The organism is Ruoffia sp. FAM 20857 (assembly GCF_045528645.1).
In the GTDB taxonomy this organism is placed as follows: domain Bacteria; phylum Bacillota; class Bacilli; order Lactobacillales; family Aerococcaceae; genus Ruoffia; species Ruoffia halotolerans.
On record NZ_JBGQRB010000093.1, the window covers coordinates 1 to 2,433 of the forward strand.

2 protein-coding genes are annotated in these 2,433 nt (G+C 39.8%); both read left to right on the forward strand.

Going from position 1 to position 2,433, the window contains the following annotated elements:
- The first annotated feature begins 173 nt into the window (after positions 1 to 173).
- Positions 174 to 1,730 (forward strand): IS21 family transposase, encoded by a 1,557-nt coding sequence (gene istA, locus ACEN4N_RS11295; protein WP_407094255.1) that lies wholly within the window; start codon positions 174 to 176, stop codon positions 1,728 to 1,730.
- A partial coding sequence (istB, locus tag ACEN4N_RS11300; protein ID WP_407094256.1) for an IS21-like element helper ATPase IstB occupies positions 1,720 to 2,433 on the forward strand: 714 nt, incomplete at its 3' end. The genes istA and istB, both read left to right, overlap by 11 nt.

The following is a 2,433-nucleotide window of genomic DNA, read 5'->3' on the forward strand; positions in this document are numbered from 1 at the left end:
TTGACTACCGCCAGCGAAATGTACCAGCGTTGCCAAGTTTTGTACCACCCTTTGCCATGAAATGTACCAGTCATTGCCAACCTGTTTACCACTTATTAACTTCTGTATAATTAATGTGCATGCCTACGGCATTTAAGCCTAAAGCATGACATTTATTATATGGAGGTTTTTTTATGTTCCAATATAGGAAAGTATTGGAGATGAGGTCTGATGGTTTTTCTCTTCGAAGTATTCGTGCAGCTACTGGTCACTCAAGACAAAAAATAACGGAAGTCATTCGACTTGCGGAAAAAAAGGAGGTGACACTGCCGTTAACAGATGAGATGACAGATAAATGGCTAGAAGAGTTTTTGTATCCTGAAAAGACGATGGAAGGATCAGGTTACCGACCGATTGACTTTGAATACATTCACAAAGAGTTGGGAAAGAAGAATGTCACTTTAACACTGCTTCATCATGAATATGAAGTGCAGTGTCGAGCAGAAAACGCTATTCCCTATGCCTATCGCAGTTTCATTCGTCATTATAGAAAATATGCAGAACAACATAAGGCAACGATGCGAATCAAACGAAAGCCAGGAGAAATTTTAGAAGTCGACTGGGCTGGATCTACCGGCACTTTAATTGACCGAGATACTGGTGAGAAGGTGAAAGTCTATGTATTCGTAGCGACATTTCCTAGTAGTCAATTGTCCTACGTTGAAGGTTTTTTATCAATGAACTTAACGTCTTGGATCACAGCCCATAGACATGCTTACGACTATTTTGGGGGTGTGAGTGAAGTTCTAGTCCCTGACAACTTAAAAACAGGGGTTCAGGAAAATACGCGAAAGCAATTAGTACTAAACCCTACTTATAAAGATATGGCGAATCATTACGGCACATTCGTGATGCCAGCTCGAGTAAAATATCCAAAGGATAAAGCTTCAGTAGAAGGGTCTGTACGCACAATCTCGACTTGGATTATCGCTGCCATGAGGCACACTCAATGCTTCACTTTAAAGGAATGGAATGACGTTGCCAAAGAAAAATTAGAAGAGTTCAATCATCGTGATTTTACGAAGCGTGAAGGTTCCAGATGGTCAGCATTTTTAGAAGAAGAGAAATCGTACCTTTCTCCTCTCCCACCAACACCTTATCAGATGTCTGAATGGTTAACCGCCAAAGTTCAACCAGACTATCATATCTCTGTTAAAAGTCAGTTTTATTCTGTTCCTTATGAATATATCAGTCAACAGGTAGATGTGAGAGTTACAGATCATCTTATTGAAGTATTCTACAATCATTTGAGAATCGCTTCTCATTCACGATTATATGGGAAATATGGCAGGCAGTCCACTAACCGAGATCATATGCCAGAGAACCATAAATTATATACGGATCAAACCCCACAAAATGCCATTGCATGGGCAAAAGATATTGGACGATCTACCTTACAAGTGGTCGAATTAATTCTAAAAAACGCTGCCGTTGAACGACAAGGTGTTCAGTCCATTTTCACTCTTAAGAAAGTGTTACGCAAACACACAAAGTATGAATTGGAAAAAGCCTGCCAGACGGTACTGGACGTCACAGAAAGACCGACGGTCTCTCTTGTTAAAACAGCCCTTAAAAATAACCAGAAGCAGATAAAAGAAGAACAAATGAAGAAAGCAGTAGATAAATTAACTCAGAACCATGGATTCACCCGTGGGGCTAGCTACTATGGAGGACGTTTAAATGATGAATGAAGATACGATAACAAAGTTGATTGAAATGAAAATGAGTGGCATGGCAGAGGCCTATAAGCAACAGGCACAAAACAAGCAATATAACGATTTGGGCTTCGAAGATCGCTTTAAGCTTTTAGTAGACAGCGAACATTCTCGTCGCAAAAGTAATAAGCTTCAACGCTTAATAAGGCAAGCTGGATTCGAAGTTCCTTCAGCATCAATTGAGGAGATTCAATATTTCGAAGACCGACGGTTACCAAAAGAAGAGATCTTACGCTTAGCTTCTGGGTTGTACTTAGAAAATAAGAATAACATCATTCTAATGGGAGCAACTGGGGCTGGGAAAACCTACTTAGCCTGTGCCTTTGGTATAGCTGCTTGTCGTCAATTTTATAAAGTACAGTATGTTCGCCTACCTGAACTTCTAGATGAGTTTAAAATAGCAAAAAATCAACCAGATGACAGCTATAAGAAATTAATGCGTAAGTATACGAAGAAAGAACTACTCATTATTGATGAGTGGCTTCTTCATGACTTAACAGAAGAAGAACTATACTTGACCATGGAAATCATAGAAAAAAGGGAAAAGACGACATCTACGATCTTCTGTACCCAGTTCAACACTGCTGGATGGCATTCTAAGTTGGGAGGTGGACCAACAGGCGAAGCAGTTATTGATCGGATTGTTCATAATTCCTACACCATCACTATCGATGGTGAA